Source organism: Desulfocurvus vexinensis DSM 17965, from assembly GCF_000519125.1.
GTDB lineage: Bacteria > Desulfobacterota > Desulfovibrionia > Desulfovibrionales > Desulfovibrionaceae > Desulfocurvus > Desulfocurvus vexinensis.
In genome coordinates, this window is the sequence record NZ_KI912582.1 from 339,217 (window position 1) to 339,452 (window position 236).

Here is a 236-nt window from a genome sequence, read left to right on the forward strand (position 1 = left end):
GGGTCGCCCCCCGCGCGGGGGCGTGGATTGAAACAGATCGGAGCGAGGTGTACCCCGTTCCAGATCGGGTCGCCCCCCCGCGCGGGGGCGTGGATTGAAACCTGCGCGAGATGCACGCCAGCCACGGGAACTTCGAGTCGCCCCCCGCGCGGGGGCGTGGATTGAAACTGCGCAATAGGGGCAGAAGTACGGAGTGCCTCCGGTCGCCCCCCGCGCGGGGGCGTGGATTGAAACAT